Genomic DNA, 18,337 nt, shown 5'->3' with positions numbered 1-18,337 from the left:
ACGCGGAGACCCCGTGACCGGCGCCGCCGACGCACGCACATCTCTGGCCGCACCTGAGCGGCCGACTCGGCCCGCCCCCTGACGCGCGCCCCGCCCCTGCGGTGCGTCGTGTGCGGGGGAGGGCCCGCCATGGCTCCAGAAATGGCATGTCCATGTCATTCAACTCCATTCCGCTGTACGAAGACGAACAGGGAGTTACCACCATGAGGAAACCAGTCGCACTGCGACTCTCCGCAGCAGTGGCCACGGCGGCCCTGGCCGCGGCGACCGGTGTCATCGTGTCGATGCCCTCGGCATCGGCCGCGACCGGTGGTGTCACCGGCTACGCCACCCAGAACGGCGGGACCACCGGTGGAGCCGGCGGCCAGGTCGTGAAGGCCACCACGGGCACCGCGATCCACCAGGCCCTGTGCAGCCGCGCCACCAGCAGCACCCCGATCATCATCCAGGTGGAGGGGACGATCAACCACGCCAACACCGCCAAGGTGTCGGGCGACAGCTGCAACACCGCCGCGGGTGTGATCGAGCTCAAGCAGATCAGCAACGTCACCCTGGTGGGCGTCGGCAGCGGCGCGGTCTTCGACCAGCTCGGCATCCACATCCGCCAGTCCAGCAACATCATCATCCAGAACGTGACGGTCAAGAACGTCAAGAAGTCGGGTTCGCCCACCTCCAACGGCGGCGACGCCATCGGCATGGAGAGCGACGTCCGCAACGTCTGGGTCGACCACACCTCGCTGGAGGCCTCCGGTGGTGAGGCCGAAGGGTTCGACGGCCTCTTCGACATGAAGGACAACACGCAGTACGTCACGTTGTCCTACAGCACCCTGCGCAACTCCGGGCGCGGCGGCCTCATCGGGTCCAGCGAGACCGAACTCTCCAACGGCTTCGTCACGTTCCACCACAACCTGTACGAGAACCTCGACTCCCGTACCCCCCTGCTGCGTGGCGGCATCGCGCACATCTACAACAACTACTACGTCAAGCTCAACGAGTCCGGTATCAACTCCCGTGCCGGCGCCCGCGCGAAGGTGGACAACAACTACTTCAAGGACTCCAAGGACGTCCTGGGCACCTTCTACACCGACGCGGCCGGCTACTGGCAGGTCAGCGGCAACACCTTCGACAACGTGACCTGGTCCGCGCGCGCCTCGGAGAACAACCCCGCCGGACCCAACCCCACGTCCAACACCACGGTCAGCATCCCCTACTCCTACAGTCTCGACGCGGCCGGCTGCGTGCCGAGCATCGTGGCGAAGACGGCCGGCGCCAACAAGGGCCTCCAGGTCTCGGACGGCAACTGCACGCCGACCACGCCCACGGAGAACCCGACCACGCCCACGCCGACCCCCACCACGGCCACCCCCACGCCGACCACGGGCCCCACGCAGCCGAGCGGCACCAACCTCAGCCTCGGCGCAGGCGCCGACGGGTCCAGCAAGGCGAGCGGGACGAGCTTCGGCAACGTCAAGGACGGTAGCCTGAGCACCTTCTGGTCGCCCGCCGGATCGACCGGCTCCGTCTCCGTCAAGTGGGACGCCGCCACCTCGGTCTCCTCGATCAACATCCGTCAGGCGTCCGGCTCCACCATCGGCGCGTGGCGGGTCCTCAACGGTGACACCGGTGCCGTCCTGACCTCCGGTACCGGCGCAGGCACCATCTCCTTCGCCAAGACCTCGCTCCGCAAGATCACCTTCGAGATCACCAGCTCGAGCGGCACCCCGAAGATCGCCGAGTTCGAGACGTACGCCTGACCGAGGGGCGAGCGCCTGTCGTAAAGGTGGGCGCCTGTCGCAAGGGTGGGCGCGGCACCGGGGCCGTCGGACACGGCGGCCCCGGTGCCGCGCCGGCGTCCGGGCGGCGGTCTCCCAGGACGGAGAGCGGCCGCCCCGACGCCGGAGGGCGGCGGCCTCCCCATGGCCATCGCTCGGCGAGCACGTCAACGGTCGGCGTCCAGTCGGCGCGAAGACTATGCATGACAGGTTCATGGCGGCATTCTCAAGACGACCTCGTGAACCCCACGAGGTGCGCGCTCACCCGGAGTCCTCTCACCCCACGGAGATGCCATGCGTCGCCAGATCGCCCTGTTGCTCGGCACCGTCTCCCTCTCACTCCCGCTCGCCCTGCTGCCCGCCGCATCCGCCTCGGCCGCGCCTGCGGACAAGTCCCAGGTACTCAGCTCATGGACCCAGACGAGCGCCTCCAGCTACAGCAGTTGGAATGCCGCCCGCAACAACCAGGGCGCGTGGGCGGCCTACGGCTTCGACTGGTCGACCGACTACTGCAGCACCTCGCCCGACAACCCGTTCGGCTTCCCGTTCCGGACGGCCTGCGCCCGCCACGACTTCGGCTACCGCAACTACAAGGCCGCCGGCACGTTCTCCGCCAACAAGGCGCGCCTCGACTCCGCCCTCTACGCCGACCTCAAGCGCGTCTGCGCCGCCTACACCGGCGCGAAACTGACCTCGTGCAACTCCACGGCCTGGACGTATTACCACGCGGTGGACATCTTCGGCATCGCACCGGCCGGGACGACCACCGCCGAACCGGCCCGGTCCGCCTGACCGGTCCCCCCTGCGGAGGCCCGGCCGTGTGGTGGCCCGGCCTCCGCAGGGAGCGGGGCTCAGGTGCGGTCGCCGTCCCCGCGCCCCAGCAGCCCGGGCAGATCGGCCAGCAGCGGGGAGGACCCGCACGCGGCGGCGGTGATCAGTTCCTCCAGCGCCTCCAGGTGCGCCCGGATCGCCGCCGGCGGCAGGTAGGCGGTGTCGGCGGTCAACATGACCGCGAGCGTGCCCTGTTCCTCGGTCACATGGACGCAGTAGCGGCAGCCCAGCCATTCCTGGGTGGCGGGGAAGGAGAACCGCGTACGCGTCCGGGCCCTCCTCAACTCCTCCGCTCCCGGCGGAGGGCCGTCCGCCGGCGGGCGCGCGAAGAACCGCTGGTCGTTGTAGCAGCAGTACGGATGCACAGGCGTGCCGCGTTCCCTGCCGATCCGCTCACGGAGCGCCTCCCACGCGACGGGGTCGTACGCGGCGGCCCGGTACCCGGCCATCGCCGCACGCCACGCAACCGGCAGCAGGTCCGTGAACCGTACGGCTCCGGTGGTGTCGAGGAGGAACGGAGCGTCCTGGGACAGCATCGCCACCAGATCCCGGTGGTCCGCGGAGGTGCGGTTGGCGACGATGGGCATCATCGCAGCCGTGCCGTGTCCGCCGTCGGCCGCGACGAGAGCCGCCATGCCCGTCATCAGTACCGTCGACCCGCTGACGCGGTGCACGGCGGCCAGCGCGTCGGTGGCCATGGCGAGGGCTTCCGACACCAGCCGGCCGCTCCAGAACCGGGGGGTCCGGGGGGTTGCGGCCTGCTGGGGAAACATCGTCGGAGGGATGCTGCGGTAGAAGGACTCCCAATGGGCCAGCGCCCGCTCGCTGCGACGCACCCCCACCGGTCCGTGCTGTTCCACGGAGAGATCCATCGGGGTGGTGCGCGGCTTCCGGCCGGCGGAGCCGCGTACCAGCAACAGCCGCAGGTCGCGCACCACCTGTTCGGCGGCGTGCCCGTCGCAGGCGAGATGGCACAGCACCAGCACCGCGTGCGTCACCCTGTCCCCGCTGCGCACCGCGCCGACCCGCAGCGGCCACTCCCGTTCGTAGTCGAACCGGGTGGCACTCAGCCGTTCGAGCAGATGTCGTGCGGCCGCGTCCGCATGCTCCGGCCGTGGTTCGTCGATCACGGTCAGCGGCAGCCGGCCCGAGTCCGACAGCGACTGCTCCGGCGTCCGCTCCGTTCCGCGCAGCCTGGTCCGCAGGGCCTCATGGCGTTCCATCAACGCCGCCACCGCGGCGGTCAGCTGCGTGACCCCGGTCGTCCGGCCGCGCTCCGGCAGGGGGAGGAGCCGACCGATGTTGAAGTAGATGTCGTTCGGGGCGGTCCGCAGGATCGCGTTCCAGATCGCCTGCTGCCCCCAGGTCAACGGCGCCGTCCCCGAGCGGTCCCCGGCGAAGGGGACCTCGACCACGTCCACCGCGAGGTCCGCGGCGGGGACCTCCGCCTCACTCACGGGGCTCTCCGACGTCCGCGGCGTCGACCCGGGCGGCCAGTGTGTCCACGGTTTCCCGGTAGAACGACGGGTCGGCGAGGTCGACCTCGACACCGAACTCCTCCTCCAGGGCGTCGGCCAGCCTCAGCAGGCCCAGCGAGGTGACACCCACCTCGGTCAGGGTCGCCCGGGACCCGAGGAGTTCGTCCGTGCCGATCTGCCCGTCCATGGCCTCGCGGATCAGCCCGGCGAGCCGGGCGCGCGTCCCGGTGGCGGGGGCGGCGCCGCTCACAGCTGTTCCTGCTCCGCCAGCCGGCGGCGCAGGCTCAGCGGCCTGATGTCGGGCCAGACCTCGTCGACGTGGACCACGCACTCGTCCTCCGTGCCGCTGAATCCGTCCGGCTGCCAGCCCTGCGGCGGGAGCGACTCGGCCGGCCAGAGGGCGTGCTGCTCCTCCTCGTTGACCACCACCTGGTAGCGGATGCTCGCGTTCATCTGTTCTCCTCCATGAGGTCGGTGACGCAGGCTGCGACACCGTGGACGGTGGGGCTGTCGAAGAAGACGTCGAAGGGGACCGACACGCCGAACTCCTTGCGGATGCGGCCCGCGATGGAGGTGATGGTCAGTGAGTGACCGCCCAGGTCGAACAGGTCCTCGTCGGGCCCGAGGTCGTCCAGGTCGAGCACGTGCCGCCAGATCGCCAGCACGGCGGCGACGACTCCCTGCTCCCCGCCGGCGGTGACCCGCTCGTCGGTCGTGTCGCGGCTCCGCGGCGGCTCGGGCAGACGGGCCCGGTCGAGTTTCCCGTTGGGAGTGAGCGGAAGGGCGTCGAGCATCACGTACACCGCGGGCAGCGCGGCGGCCGGCAGACTCCGGGCCAGATGAGCGCGCAGGGCGTCGGGGGACGGCACCGGGCCGGCCGGTGCGGGTACGACGTATGCCACGAGCCGGTCCTGTTCGCCGTCCGCACCGTCGCGGAGCACGGCCAGGGCCTGGGCCACCTCCGGATGTCCCGAGAGCGCGGTCTCGACCTCGCCGAGTTCGATCCGGTGTCCGCGGATCTTGACCTGGGTGTCGGACCGGCCCGCGAACTCCAGCCTTCCGTCGGTCCGGAGCCGGACCAGATCCCCGGTGCGGTAGAGGCGCGAGCCGGGCGGCCCGAAGGGGTCGGGCACGAACCGGCTCGCGGTGAGCCCGGCCCGCCCGCGGTACCCGTGCGCGACGCCGCTGCCTCCGATGTACAGCTCGCCGGTCGTCGCGTACGGCAGCGGGCGCAGGCGCTCGTCCAGGACGTACGTACGGGTATTGGCCAGCGGCCCGCCGATGAGGACGGGGCCGTCCGCCTCGATGTCGGCGGAAGTCGACCAGACCGTGGTCTCCGTCGGACCGTAGACGTTGACCAGCCGCCCCACGGCGCGGCGCAGCGTGGCCGCGAGGGGCGCGGGCAGCGCTTCACCGCCGGTGAGCGCGACGAGCCCGGGGGCGTGCAGTCCGGCGGCGAGCATCAGCCGCCAGCCGCTCGGTGTGGCCTGAACATGAGTGAGCGCGTGACGTTCCACGAGACCGGTGAGCGCGTCGCCGTCGCGGTGCCGCCCCTCCGGTACGAGGACGACGCGACCGCCCGTGACGAGCGGGACGAAGAGCTCGACGGTGGAGATGTCGAAGGAGAGGGAGGTGAGGCCGAGCCAGCGGTCCCCGGGCCGCGCGCCGGCTGTCCCGACCATCGCGGCCAGCAGGTTCGCCAGCGCCCCGTGCGGCACCTCGACCCCCTTGGGCGTGCCGGTGGAGCCCGAGGTGTACAGCACGTACGCGGGGTCTTCGAGGGCCGGCGGGGCCGGGGCGGGTGGTGGGGTGCCGGGCTCGCCGAGGGGTTCCGGGGCGAGGACGCCGGGCCCGGGGGCGTCGGAGACCTGAAGAGTGAGGCCGGAGTCGGCGCGGATGAACGCCAGCCGCTCCTCGGGGTGGTCGGGGTCGAGCGGCAGGTAGGCCGCGCCGGCGGTGAGCACCCCGAGCACGGCGACGAGCTGGGCGGCGGACCTGGGCAGGGCGATGCCGACCAGGCTGCCGGGGCCGGCGCCCCGTTCGCGCAGCCGGTGCGCGAACCGGCGTACCGCCGCGTCGAGCCGGGCGTAGCTGATCTCGTCGTTCCCGTCGACGACGGCGACGGCGTCCGGGGTGGCCGCTGCCTGGGCCGCGAACAGGGCGGGCAGGCTGACGTCGGCATTGCCGGGCGCGGCCGTGGTGTCGGTGAGCAGGAGCGCGAGTTCCTGCGGCGGGAGCAACGGCAGGCCGGCGAGGGGGGTGTCCGGCGCGTCCAGCACGCCGTCCAGCAGGGTGAGGAAGTGGGTCAGGACACGTGCGGGGGCTTCGGGGGCGAAGGCGGCCGCGCGGTACTGCAGGCTGCCCTCCAGCGCGTCCGGTGAGTCGACGAGCTGGAGGTGGGCGAGGTTGCGGGCGGTACGGGCGAAGCCGATCCACTCGGTACGGACATCCAGCTCGTCACCGAAACCGGCCTGCGCCGAGGTGGTGCGGCGCCGGTAGCTGAGGGAGAGCGGGCACAGCGCGGTGCGCGGCGTCAGCCCACGGACGGCACGGCTCAGCGGCACCGGTCGGTGGGCGTACAGGGCGCGCAGCTCCTCCCGGACCTCCTGGACGAACTCCTGGAACGGGGCGTGCGGACGGGGGTGCGTGAAGAGCGGCAGCTCGTTGACGTGGAGCCCGGCCCGTCCGGCTGTGGCCGGGACGCGGGTCGAGAGCTCGACGGCGGTGGCGGGCTCGGTGTTGCCGTAGCGCAGCAGGAGCGCGTGCCAGGCGGCGGTCAGCAGTTCGAACCGGGTGACGCGGAGTGCGGTCGCGGTGGCGGTCAGGCGGGCGTGCCGCCGGCCGTCGATCCGGAATTCGGCAGCGTTCCCGGGAGCGGGTGCGACCGGGTCGACCAGGGAGTGCGCGGACTGTCCCGGAAGGGCCGGAGCGGAGCTCTCCTGCCAGCGGCCGGCCCAGAACCGGGCCGCGGCGTCGACGGCCTGTCCGGTGAGGGCGGGCGCGGACGGAGGGGGTACGGGCCGGTCCGGGTCCACGGTGACGGGGTCCTGGGTCGCGGCCCGGTAGTGACGCGCCAGCCCGGACACGTAGACGTCCTTGGACTCGCCGTCGAAGACGATGTGGTGGGCGACCAGCAGCAAGGTGTGGCAGCCGGGGCCGGTGGTGAAGAGGGTCGGGCGGACCAGGGCACCGTCCGGGGCGAACGCGGCGGCACTCTCCTCCTCCTGGAGCTTCGCCAGGTCGGCGGGGGCACAGGTGTGGTGTCGCACGGAGGGAACCGGCCCGGGGACCAGACACGGTCCGGCGGGGTCGACGCGGGCGGCGAGCACCGGGTTGTCGTGCACGAACGAGGTCCACGCGGTGTGCAGGGCCGCCGGGTCCAGCGGCCCCCGGAAGTGGAGCGCGACGCTGAGGTGGTAGGCGGAACCGGTCCCCATCGCCTGTTCGGTGACCCAGACGCCGTGCTGGGCCGGGTCCAGCGGGGCCGGATCGAACGGGACGGGTCCCGTCGCAGCCGTGCCGAGCGGGGCCGTGGCCGCGGAGGGTGTGGGCAGGGTCATGAGATCGCCTCGTCGTCCAGAAGCCGGTGCAGTTCACGTTTGAGGACCTTGCCGCCCTCGTTGCGGGGCAGGGTGTCGCGGAAGAGGAACCGGGCCGGGAGCTCGTGCGCCGCCAGCCGGTCCAGCAGGAAGGACCGCAGTCCGGGGACGTCCGGCTCGCCGTGCCGGGGGACCACCACGGCCGCCACCACACTGCCGAGCACCGGGTGCGGGATCCCGAAGGCGGCGGCATCGGCGATCTCGGGATGGGCGTGCAGCGCGTTCTCCACCTGGATCGTGGAGACCTTGTACGCCCCGGACTTCACCACATCGCGTTCCCGGTCCAGCAGGTGGAGGTAGCCGTCGTCGTCCAGCATCCCGAGATCGCCCATCCGCACCCACCGGCCCTGGAAGACGTCCGCGTCGTTCTCCTGCGGTCCGAGGTAGGAGCGGGGCGAGGCGGGAGAGCGCAGCCAGATCTCACCGGCCTCGCCCGCGGGAACGGGGCGGCCGTCACGGTCGGTGATCCGCAGCTGGTCGAGCGCGGCCGGCAGACCGGGCGAGCCCGGACGGCCGGGATCGAAGAGGAGGGTGATCTGTGCGGGCGCGGCCTCGGTGGAGGTGTAGTAGTTGACGATCTGCGCACCCTCGAAGACCTGCGACAGGCGCAGCGCGACGGGCTGCGGCAGCGCCGCGGCGGTGGAGCCGACCAGCCGGACCGAGCTCAGGTCGCAGCGCGACAGGGCCGGGGAGGCCAGCAGCTCGATGGCGGTCGCCGGCACCAGGAACACGCTGCCGACCGTGTGCTCCTCGATCAGCCGGGCGAACCGCAGGGGGGTGAACTGCGGGGCCGCGACACCGGTGGCAGCCGCGTTCAGGCAGTTGACGAGCATCGTCTGGCCGGCGTTCGTCCCTATGGGAAAGCTGTGGAGGAAAGTACGGGAGTGCCGCAGCGGCCTGCGTCGCTCGTCGAGGGTGCACCCGTGGGCCAGATTGGCATGGGTCGCGCGGACACCTTTGGGCAGGCCGGTGGTGCCGGAGGTGTAGAGGTACTGCGCGGACGCGCCGGGAGCGGGCGGCGCGATGTCCGGCGCCTTCTCGCCCGCCTCGGCCTCGATCAGGTCGCCCGGCGCCGCCCACACGCCTTCGGGAAGCCGTGGCGGCGGTCCGCCCGGTGCGTGCAGGACGGCGACCGCCCGGCAGTCGCTCAGGACGTGCGCGGCGGCGGCCGGTGCCATGCGGTCGCTGAGCGGTACGGCGACCCCGCCTGCCCGCAGCACCGCGCAGTAGGCGACGGCGTACTCCGTCCAGCGGGTACTGCCGTACCACAGCCCCACCGGATCCCCGGGGCGCAGCCCGCGCGCGAGGAGGCCTGCGGCGAGGGCGGTGGAGCGGCGCTGCCAGCTGCCGAAGTCGAGGCTGCTCCCGCCGTTGTGCAGCGCGGTGCGGCCGGGGTCGAGTGCGGCGCGGTGGGCCAGCACCTCCAGCAGGGAGCCGGGAGGCGGCGCGGCGGCCGCGCGCCGGGGCGCGGTCACCGCTGTGCCCCGGCCGGCACCGGAGCGGTGCCGGCCTCCGCGGACGCTTCGCGCTTCTTCTTCGCCGCCGCCAGGGCCTGGGCACGCTCCTTGAGCCCGATCAGGTCGTCCGGCTCGGCGTCCGGTACGTCCCGGTCGAAGCGGGCGAGCACCGGCCAGCGCAGGGCGAAGGCGACCAGGACCAGCATGACGAGGCAGAACAGCAGGTACATCAGGCCGATTCCGCGTCCCGGGCCGGTCCCGAGCACCCGGCCCACGCTGCCCGCCAGCACCCCGTCCTCGGCCAGCAGCGGGTCGAAAAGTTTGACGCCGAGGGGAGCGATGAGGCCGTGGCCGATCGGCAGTGTGGACCAGGCCACCAGCGTGTTCAGTGCGAAGACCCTGCCGTGGAACCGCTGCGGCACCTTCACCTGCACGATCGTCGAGTACACCCCGTTGACCATCGAGATGGCGCAGGCCATCCCGAAGGCTCCGGCACCGATCACCCAGAGGTCGGCGCGCAGTCCGGTCACCGCGCTCGCCAGGGCGAATACGCCGGCCAGTGCCAGCATGCCGCGCACCCGGTGTCTGCGGGGCCCGCCCCACACCCCCATGAGCACTCCGCCCACGACGGCTCCGGCGCCGCTCGCCATCGCCACCCCGGCCGCGTCGTCCAGGGTGCCGAAGGACAGCACCAGCGGTGTCACCAGCAGGAAGAGGGGCGAGAGGAAGAGGTTCAGTACGGCGAACCACAGCAGCATCGAGCGGAATCCGCGGTTGTGCCAGGTGTACCTGAACCCCTGTTTGATCTCCTCGACCACCGGTTCCCGGCGGCTCCACGGCAGCGTCCGGGGGAACCTGACGCAGAGCAGCACGCCCACGGCGACGACGTAGCTGGAGATGTCGAGGATGAGCACGCCGCGCAGCCCGATGCCCGCCATGAGCGCGACCGCCACCAGCGGTACGACGAACTGCGCCGCACCGAAAGCAAGTTGTACGGCTCCGTTCGCGTGCCCGAGGTACTGCTTCGGGACCAGCTGTGGAATGGCCGAGCTGTAGGCGAGGCGCTGGAAGGTCAGCGCCACGGACAGCACGGCGAGCAGGACGTACAGGTACCAGGTGTCCAGTCGCCCGGTCAGCAGAAGGGCGAGCATGGCGACCTGGCTGAGTCCGGCGGTGAGGTCACCGGCGAGCATGACCTTGCGGCGGTCGAAGCGGTCGACCACGGCTCCGGCCAGCGGACCGATGAGAATGCCCGGCAGCATCGCGACGACGGAGTAGAGCGCGAACCGGGTCATCGACCCGGTCTCCAGCAGGATCCAGATGGGCAGGGCGAATTCGGTGAGCGCGGACCCCATGATGGAGGCGAGCTGGCCGAGCACGACCGTGAGGAAGCGGGCCATGCCCGGTTCCGGCCCGTCCGCCGTCCCCGGAGCGGCGGACGGGCCACGACCTCCGCGTGACCGGCCCGGGCCGGGGGCGCCGGACCACCTCTCGCCGGCGGACGGCTCCCGGCCCGCGGCCGGCGCCAGGTCCGCACCGTCCGCACCGTCCGCCCCGGTCGTGTCCCGCGCCGGGACGCCGGTCGGGTCGGCCGGATCGGCGGCCGCCTCCGGAGGCCCCGTCTCCCCGTGGAACCACCACGCCGCGTCCGGGGTCCGCTCCGGCAGCGACGCGGTGGTCCCCTCACGCAGGGCCCGGTGCACCGTGGTGACGGCCTCGGCGACCTCCGCGGCCCGGTACTTGACGAAGAAGTGACCGCCCTGGTCGATCACCGCGACCGCCGAGCGCTCGGCCAGCAGCAGCCACTCCCGGTAGCGCTCGGAGTAGAAGTCGGCAGCCGGATCGCGGTCACCCATCAGCGACACCAGGGGTGCGCGCAGCCGGGGCGCTCCCGCCTCCACCTCGGCGAGCGCACCGGTGAACCAGTCCTCCGCGGCCTGCGTGTCGCGGCGCATGTTGCCCACGATGAACGCGGTCTGCTCCCGGTCGAGTTGGGAGGTGTCGACCCCCATCCCGGTGAGCCAGTTGACGTAGACCCGGTTTCCGAGCAGGGCCTCCAGGGAGGCGATCCGGCTCAGCGCGGCGAGCACGCGGCTGCGCGGTCGTGCGAAGGGGAACTGCGCTCCGGCGTAGACCGCTTCGAGTTCCCGGCCCGACGCCTCCAGCAGGCGTGACACCGCCACCGCCAGCGCGGTGCCGACGCCGCAGTGCCCGTACACGATGAGGGGGCCCTCGACGCGTTCCGTTATCTCGGCGGCGAGCTTCCCGGCCAGCTCTTCGAACGGCAGGTGCTCCTCGGTGACGCCGACGTCGTGACCGGGTATCGCGACGGCCCAGAGCTCGTAGTCGTCGGGAAGCAGGTCGGCGACGGGCTGGTAGACGACCGCGCTGCCGCCTCCGTACGGAACACAGACCAAGGTGGCGCGCCGGTGCCCGGCAGGGACCGCGGGGGTCAGCCGGTGCAGCAGTCTGCGGGGGCCCCGGGCGTCCTCGGGCAGTTCGGCCAGCGCCGCCAGGTCTCTGACGGTCCGGCAGGTGAACAGGTCCATCACGCTGACCGGGCGGGCCCCGGCCTCCGGCAGCAGCATCCGTGCCCGGGCCACGACCTGGGTGGCGAGCAGCGAGTGCCCGCCGAGGTCGAAGAAGTCCTCGTCCGCCCCCACCTCGTCCAGTCCGAGCACCTCGGCCCAGATCGCGGCGAGCACCCGCTCAGCGGGGCTCTCGGGTGCGAGGGCGGCTCCTGGGGCCCGGTGCAGCTCGGGCTTGGGCAGCGCCCGGCGGTCCAGCTTCCCGTTGGGGGTGAGCGGCAGGGCGGGCAGAGCGGTGAAGGAGACGGGCACCATGTAGTCGGGGAGTACGAGCTTGAGCCGTGTCCGCAGCGCCTGCGGATCGAGGACGTCCCCTCCGTCCTCCGTGACGAGGTAGGCCGCCAGCCGCTTGTCGCCCGGACTGTCCTCGCGAACGACGACGGCCGCCTCGGTCACGGCCGGCAGCGCGCGCAGGGCGGACTCGATCTCACCGGGCTCGATCCTCAGCCCACGCAGCTTGACCTGCTGGTCGATCCGGCCGAGGTGTTCCAGCGTCCCGTCGGGGCGGCGCCTGCCCAGGTCGCCGGTCCGGTAGAGCCGTGAGCCGGGCGGGCCGTAGGGGTCGGGGACGAAGCGGCCCGCGGTCAGGCCGGGCCGGCGGTGGTAGCCGAGGGCGACACCGGTCCCCCCGATGTGGATCTCGCCCGGGGCGCCGGGCGGTACCGGCCGCAGCGCTCCGTCCAGGACGTACAGCCGGATGTTGTCGATCGGCTGCCCGATCGGCACCGTGTCCAGGACTCCCTCGCACTCCCACGAGGAGACGTCGACGGCCGCCTCGGTCGGGCCGTAGAGGTTCGCCAGCGCGCAGTCCGGCAGCAGGGCCCGGAAGGCACGTGCGGTGTCCGGCGGCAGCGCCTCGCCACTGCAAACGACCCTCCGCAGCCCGGTGCACCGGCCGGCTCCCTCCTCGGCGAGGAAGAGCGGCAGCATCGAGGGGACGAAGTGGGCGACGGTGACGGGGACCGAGCGGATCAGTTCCTGGAGATAGGCGGCGTCCTTCTGCCCGCCGGGGCGGGCCAGGACGAGACGGGCCCCGGTCATCAGGGGCCAGAAGAACTCCCAGACCGACACGTCGAACCCGGCCGGAGTCTTCTGCAGGACCCGGTCGTCGGGGCCGATCGGGTAGCTCCGCTGCATCCAGAGCAGCCGGTTCACCAGAGCACGGTGGGTGTTCGGCACTCCCTTCGGGCGTCCGGTGGAGCCGGAGGTGTAGATCAGGTACGCCGGATCGCCGGGCTGCGGTCCCGCGCCCAGGCCCTGGGCGGGAGCGCTCCCACACTGCGCGTCGTCGTCCAGGTCGTCCAGGTACAGCACAGCCGCGTCGCAGGCCTCGGGTACGGGAAGGCCGCGCTGGGTGAGCAGGACGCGCGCTCCGCTGTCGTCGAGCATGAACTGCAGCCGCTCGGACGGGTACTCGGTGTCCAGCGGGGTGTAGCAGGCGCCGGTACGCATCACGCCGAGCAATGCCGTGACCAGGGCGTGCGAGCGTTCGGCGCTGACGGCGACCACGTCGCCGCAGGTGACTCCGGCCGCGACGAGCAGGCCCGCGATCCGGTCGGCGGCCTCGTCGAGCGCCGCGTAGGTGAGCGTGCCCTCGTCGGCGGTCACCGCCACCGCTCCAGGGGTACGCGCGATCTGCTCGCCGATCAGCGACACCAGGGTGGCATCGGCCGGGAGGGTGACGGCGGTGGCGTTGAACTCCTCGAGCTCCAGCCGGCGTTCGTCGTCCGACAGGCCGTCCAGTTCGGACAGGGGCACGTCCGGGTGGTCGGCCACCGCGCGCAACAGCCGGTCCAGGTGTCCCGCCATGCGGGCGACGTCCGCCTCGTCGAAGAGGTCGGTGTTGTAGTTGAAGGCACCCCGCAGCCCGTCCGGCCACTCCATCAGGAACAGCTCGATGTCGAACCGCGTGCCGGCGGCCCGCAGACCGTAGGTCTCCGCGTCCAGTGCCCCCTTCGCGTCCCGCTGCTGTGCGGTCGCATAGTTCTGTATGGCGAGCACGGCCTGGAACACCGGCGGCCTGGAGACGTCACGTTCGACGCCCAGTTCGGTCACCAGCTGGGCGAACGGCAGTTCTTGGTGGGCGTAGGCCTCCAGGCAGGTCTCCCGCGTCCGCTCCAGCAGCGCGGCGAAGCCGGGGTCTCCGTCGAGCCGTGCCCGCAGGGGCAGCACGTTGACGAACATGCCGACGAGGCCTTCGAGTTCGGGCTCCGGACGGCCGGCCACCGGTGAGCCCACCGCGAAGTCGTGCTGTCCGCTGAAGCGGGCGAGGAGCACCTGGAAGGCGGCGAGCATCACCATGTGGACGGTGGCGCCGTGGGTCTTTCCGAGAGCGGTGAGCCGGTCCAGCAGTTCTCGGCCCACCTGGAAGCCGTAGCCGGCCCCGTCGAAGGTCTGCCGGGCGGCCCGCGGCCGGGCGGTGGGCAGTACGAGGGGCTCCACGCCGGCCAGTTCCCGAGCCCAGTAGGCCACCTCCGCGGCCATCGCGTCCCCGCTCAACCGGTCGCGTTGCCACAGCGCGAAGTCTCCGTAGCTGACCGGGAGTTCGCGCAGCGGATCGGGGTCGCCCGCCGCCTGGGCCGTGTAGCAGCGCAGGATCTCGGAGATCAGGATCTCGCTGGACCAGCCGTCGCTGACACTGTGGTGCACCACGAGGAGCAGGATGTGCTCCTCGGGTGCGCACCGCACCAGCAGGGTCCGCAGCAGGGGGCCCGCGACGAGGTCGAAGGGGCGGGCCCCCGCCTCGTCCACCAGCCGTGCCGCGTGTGCCTCGTCGACCGCTTCGGCAACGGGCAGCGGAGCGGGCGCGGGCTCGGCGATCTCCAGGACGGGCCTGCCGTCGTCGGTCGCCGGGTACCGGGAACGCAGGGTCTCGTGCCGGGCCACCACCATGTCCAGGGCGCGCTCCAGCGCCGCGTGGTCCAGTGGGCCACGCAGCCGCCGGGCCACCGGGATGTTGTAGGCGGCGGTGCCCGGTGCGAACTGCTCCATGAACCAGAGGCGTTCCTGGGCGAAGGAGAGCGGCGGCACCTCCCCGTCGTTCCGCCGGGGGACGACGGGCCGGGGCGCGGTGGTGAGGCCGGTCCGCAGCCGGCGGCTCAGCAGGGCGCGCTTGGCCTCGGAGAGGCCTGCGGAGGACGTGGTGGTTTCGCTCATGACGGCGAACCGGTTCCTTCCAGGGAGTCGTCCCCGGCGGACAGGAGGCTCGCGGCCTCGTCGTCCGAAAGGGCATCGATTTCGGCCACCAAGGCGGCTTCCACCGCTTCGGCGAAGGCTGCGGCCGTCCGGTGGGTGAACAGGGTGCGCAGGGGGACGGTCAGTTCAGCGGTCGCCCGGATCCGGGCGACCACCCTGGTGGCGAGCAAGGAGTGCCCGCCGAGGTCGAAGAAGTCGTCCATCGCCCCGACCCGGTCGATGCCGAGGACCTCGCGCCAGATGTCCGCGACGAGTTCCTCCGCCTCGGTGCGCGGGGCCACGTACGCCTCGCGGAGGGCGGGGCGCTGGTCGGGGGCGGGCAGGGCGGCGCGGTCGAGCTTCCCGTTGGGCGTGAGCGGCAGCCGCTCCAGGACGAGTACGGCGTTGGGTACCAGGTGGGCGGGGAGGGAGGCGGCGAGCGCGGCCCGCAGGGCGGAGGGGTCGAGGACCTCACTGCCCGGCGCGGTGTCCGCGACGGCGGCGGGACCGCCCTGGGCGGCGCCCGCGTACGCGCCCGCGGAACCGGCGGGCCCCGCCGAGCCGGCGGACCGGGCGTCAGCCCGGGGAGGGAGGCCGGCACCGGGAGCGTGCGGGCCCCCGGCGGGAGTCACCGGGACCACGTATCCCACCAGGGCGTCCGCACGGGCGACGACCACCGCCTCCGCGACCCCCGGCTGTCGCATCAGCGCGTTCTCGACCTCGCCCGGCTCCACCCGGTAGCCGCGCACCTTGACCTGGCCGTCCAGACGGCCGAGGAACTCCAGCGCGCCGTCGTGCCGGTGCCGGACGAGGTCACCGGTCCGGTAGCGGCGGGACCCGGGCGGTCCTTCCGGGTCGGGGACGAAGGCACGGGCGGTGGCGCCGGGTCTGCCGGTGTATCCGTGGCTCACCCCCGCGCCGCCGATCAGCAGTTCCCCGGGGGTGCCGGGCGGGACGAGGCCGCCCTGCGCGTCGCAGACCGCCGCACGGACCCCGCCGATCGGCGCGCCGATCGGCGGGCGGGTACGGCTGTCTGCGGCTGTGAGGTCGGCCGTCGTCGCGATGATCGTGGTCTCGGTGGGACCGTAGGAGTTGACGAGCCGGACCCGGTCCCCGAACCGGGCCCGCCAGGCACCGACCGCGGTGGACCTCACCTGGTCGGCGCCCAGGATCATCAGCCGCAGCGGGTCGGGCCATGCCACCGCGTCCAGGTCGCCGACCAGTTGGTGCCAGTACGGGGTGGGCAGGTCCATGACCGTGACGTCGGCGGTGAAGGGGTCGCCGAGCTGGTCCGGCAGGGCGGCACCGGCTTCGGCGACGACCAGGGTGGCGCCGGCGGCCAGGGCCGGGAAGAGCTCCTCGGCGCTGGTGTCGAAGCTGAGCGAGGCGCAGTGCAGGACGCGGTCGGTGTGCGTGATGCCGTAGCCCTCACGCATCCACCGGACCCGTTCGGCGAGCGCGCGGTGCGGTACGAGGACGCCCTTGGGGGTGCCGGTCGAACCCGAGGTGTAGATGACGTAGGCGGAGTCGTCGGGACGGGTGACGGGAAGAACGGCGGCAGGGGAACCGCCGGACTCGCCCGGAGCACCGATCCGTTCGCCACCGCGGGCCGTTTCCGTGCTGCTCCCGGGGCCACCGGAAGGCTCCTGCCCGTCGACGGTCAGGGTCCGCACGCCTTCCGGAACCTCGCGCGATCCTGCCCGGCCGGACGTGAGCACGACCCGGGTGCCGCTGTCCTCGATCATGAAGGCGATCCGGGCCGGCGGGTAGTCGGGGTCGAGCGGCACGTACGCCGCACCGGCCCGCCAGGCGGCGAGCATCGCCACGACCGCGTGCGGGCCGCGCGGCAGCAGAACCCCGACGGTGTCCCCCTGCCGGATCCCGTGGGCCGCCAGCCGCACGGCCAGCAGGCCGGCCCGCGACCACAGGGTGGCGTAGTCGAGTGACTCCTCGCGCCCCCGCAACGCGGTCCTGTCGGGTCCGTTGCGAACGGCCTCCTCGACGGCGGCGAGCACGGTCGCCGGTCCTGCGGCCAGGACCGGTCCCCGGCCCCGTTCCCGGAGGGCCGCGAGTTCCGACGCGTCCTGCATCGGCAGCCGGCGGACCGGGGTCTCCGGGTCGGCCACCGCCGCGCGCAGCAGCGTCTCGAACCACCGGCCTAGCCGGGCCGCCCATGCGGCGTCGATGAGGTCCGTCCGGTACCCGAATACGGCGACGACGTCCTCGCCGTCCCGCCGCACGTCCAGGGTGAGGTCGAACTTGCAGGCCTCCATGCCCGGGTCGAGTTCGGTGCAGGAGAGGTCGGCGAACGGGGTGGCACGCAGCAGACCCGCGTCGTGGGTGTGCACGGTCAACAGCGTCTGGAACAGTGGCGTGCGCCCCGGATCACGGTCCAGGCGCAGGGATTCGGCCAGACGCTCGAACGGGATCCGCTCGTGGGCGAAGGCCCCGAGGGCGGTGCTGCGGGCCCGGCGCAGCAGATCGGCGAACCCGGGGTCGCCGGAGAGGTCGGAGCGGAGCACCAGCGTGCGGGAGAAGTAGCCGATGACCTGCTCGGCCTCCGGGTCGGTGCGGCCCGCGGTGGGGACGCCTATGCAGAAGTCCTCCTGCCCGGTGCAGCGGTGGAGGACCGCCTGGTAGGCGGCGAGCATGACCATGAACGGAGTACAGCGCCGGGCACGGGCCAGCGCGTCCACCACGGGCCCGGCGCCGGTGATCACCTGCGTGTGGAAAGCACCGTGCGTGGAGGGCTGTTCGGGTCGCGGCCGTTCGAGGGGCAGCTCGAGGGCAGGGACGTCGGCGAGGCGTTCCTGCCAGTAGGCGAGTGCTTCGCGTGTCTGCGGACCGTCCGCCTCCCGTGCCTCCGCGGCGGCCTGCGCGCGGTAGGGGGCCGGCAGGGGCAGGCCCGTGGCACGACCCTGCCGGTGGGCGGCGTAGTGCGCTGCCAGTTCGTCGCGGAGGATGTTGAGCGACCAGCCGTCGGCGACGATGTGGTGCAGGACCACGCACAGGACGTGGTCGCTGTCGCCCGTCCGCAAGAGGGACACCCGCATCAGAGGCCCTTGCCCCAGGTCGAAGCCGCGGTTGGTGCGCTCGGCCAGCAACGTTTCCAGCCGGTGGTTCCCGGCCCTCAGGTCAAGGTGCTCGATGGCCACCGGAGCGGGCGCGCCGACCACCACGGCGGGGGCGCCGTCCTCGTCCGGGAAGCGCATGCGCAGCGACTCGTGCCGGGCCACCACCTCGTCGAACGCGGCCCCGAGGGCCGACTGCGCCAGATCACCGGTCAGCCGCAGCACGAGGGGGATGTTGTACGAGGGGTCGTCCGGCTCCATCTGGTGCAGAAACCACAGCCGTCTCTGCCCATGGGTCATGTCCGGACACAGAACTGGAACACTCATCGGGCTCCCCCGGGCGCGCACGCCGCAGGGCGTGATGAGC

Annotated in this window: 9 protein-coding genes; 2 read left to right on the top strand and 7 right to left on the bottom strand. The window is 72.7% G+C overall.

All coding sequences use genetic code 11. The features are described 5' to 3' along the window. Positions 1-203: 203 nt before the first annotated feature. Entirely contained in the window at positions 204-1,754 is a 1,551-nt protein-coding gene (locus PZB77_RS01125) for a pectate lyase (RefSeq protein ID WP_275490616.1), read from the top strand. A 312-nt stretch (positions 1,755-2,066) separates the two neighbouring features. Next, positions 2,067-2,564, top strand: a complete 498-nt coding sequence (locus PZB77_RS01120) for a phospholipase (protein WP_275490615.1) — start codon at positions 2,067-2,069, stop codon at positions 2,562-2,564. A 59-nt stretch (positions 2,565-2,623) separates the two neighbouring features. On the opposite strand, the gene PZB77_RS01115 is transcribed toward PZB77_RS01120, so the two are convergent. From PZB77_RS01115 to PZB77_RS01085, 7 genes are read right to left on the bottom strand one after another with little or no spacing between them, the layout of a single operon-like run. Continuing rightward, positions 2,624-4,060: a condensation domain-containing protein gene (locus PZB77_RS01115; protein WP_275490614.1), complete on the bottom strand. Its 1,437-nt coding sequence runs from the start codon at positions 4,058-4,060 to the stop codon at positions 2,624-2,626. After that, on the bottom strand, positions 4,053-4,331 hold the full coding sequence (locus PZB77_RS01110) for an acyl carrier protein (protein ID WP_275490613.1): 279 nt from the start codon (positions 4,329-4,331) through the stop codon (positions 4,053-4,055). Before PZB77_RS01110 ends, PZB77_RS01115 begins: the two co-directional genes overlap by 8 nt. Then, a complete protein-coding gene (locus PZB77_RS01105; RefSeq protein WP_275490612.1) occupies positions 4,328-4,534 on the bottom strand; it encodes an MbtH family NRPS accessory protein in 207 nt (68 codons plus the stop codon). Before PZB77_RS01105 ends, PZB77_RS01110 begins: the two co-directional genes overlap by 4 nt. Then, positions 4,531-7,641: an amino acid adenylation domain-containing protein gene (locus PZB77_RS01100; RefSeq protein WP_275490611.1), complete on the bottom strand. Its 3,111-nt coding sequence runs from the start codon at positions 7,639-7,641 to the stop codon at positions 4,531-4,533. The genes PZB77_RS01105 and PZB77_RS01100 overlap by 4 nt, the downstream gene beginning before the upstream one ends. Next, positions 7,638-9,155 carry a class I adenylate-forming enzyme family protein gene (locus PZB77_RS01095; RefSeq protein ID WP_275490610.1) on the bottom strand — a complete coding sequence of 506 codons (1,518 nt, stop codon included), beginning with the start codon at positions 9,153-9,155 and terminating at the stop codon, positions 7,638-7,640. The genes PZB77_RS01100 and PZB77_RS01095 overlap by 4 nt, the downstream gene beginning before the upstream one ends. Further along, a complete protein-coding gene (locus PZB77_RS01090; protein WP_275490609.1) occupies positions 9,152-14,881 on the bottom strand; it encodes a non-ribosomal peptide synthetase/MFS transporter in 5,730 nt (1,909 codons plus the stop codon). The genes PZB77_RS01095 and PZB77_RS01090 overlap by 4 nt, the downstream gene beginning before the upstream one ends. Next, positions 14,878-18,270: an amino acid adenylation domain-containing protein gene (locus PZB77_RS01085; protein WP_275490608.1), complete on the bottom strand. Its 3,393-nt coding sequence runs from the start codon at positions 18,268-18,270 to the stop codon at positions 14,878-14,880. Before PZB77_RS01085 ends, PZB77_RS01090 begins: the two co-directional genes overlap by 4 nt. Positions 18,271-18,337 lie beyond the last annotated feature (67 nt).

Origin of the sequence: Streptomyces sp. AM 2-1-1 (genome assembly GCF_029167645.1) — a bacterium.
GTDB lineage: Bacteria > Actinomycetota > Actinomycetes > Streptomycetales > Streptomycetaceae > Streptomyces.
This window is presented reverse-complemented; position numbering and strand designations above follow the sequence as displayed.

What these genes read in the sequence shown, in the direction of transcription:
- PZB77_RS01085 (WP_275490608.1), bottom strand. Translation starts at nt 18,270, where the DNA reads ATGACCCATGGGCAGAGACGGCTGTGGTTTCTGCACCAGATGGAGCCG.
- PZB77_RS01100 (WP_275490611.1), bottom strand. Translation starts at nt 7,641, where the DNA reads ATGACCCTGCCCACACCCTCCGCGGCCACGGCCCCGCTCGGCACGGCT.
- PZB77_RS01090 (WP_275490609.1), bottom strand. Translation starts at nt 14,881, where the DNA reads ATGAGCGAAACCACCACGTCCTCCGCAGGCCTCTCCGAGGCCAAGCGC.
- PZB77_RS01125 (WP_275490616.1), top strand. Translation starts at nt 204, where the DNA reads ATGAGGAAACCAGTCGCACTGCGACTCTCCGCAGCAGTGGCCACGGCG.
- PZB77_RS01120 (WP_275490615.1), top strand. Translation starts at nt 2,067, where the DNA reads ATGCGTCGCCAGATCGCCCTGTTGCTCGGCACCGTCTCCCTCTCACTC.
- PZB77_RS01105 (WP_275490612.1), bottom strand. Translation starts at nt 4,534, where the DNA reads ATGAACGCGAGCATCCGCTACCAGGTGGTGGTCAACGAGGAGGAGCAG.